The following is a 229-nucleotide window of genomic DNA, read 5'->3' on the forward strand; positions in this document are numbered from 1 at the left end:
GATAACGATTCCTGCGAACAATGATAACGATGCGACGAATGAAATCCAGACAGTAGCTTCAGCGGATGGTTCTGTGGATGTTGTGAGAACGGGAGACGATTTTGATTTATCGATAACGATTCCAGCGAACAACGATAACGACGCAACGAACGAATTTCAGGATTTGAGCTTATCAGGTGATAACCTTACTTTGAGCGATGACCCGACTGCTACTGCAATCGATTTGAGT

Annotated in this window: 1 protein-coding gene; it reads left to right on the forward strand. The window is 44.1% G+C overall.

Annotated features, from left to right (window positions below; translation table 11 throughout):
• The coding region (locus KO521_RS08985) for a hypothetical protein (protein WP_215939592.1) at positions 1–229 on the forward strand (229 nt) is incomplete at both ends.

It is taken from the genome of Zobellia uliginosa (assembly GCF_018860745.1).
GTDB lineage: Bacteria > Bacteroidota > Bacteroidia > Flavobacteriales > Flavobacteriaceae > Zobellia > Zobellia uliginosa_B.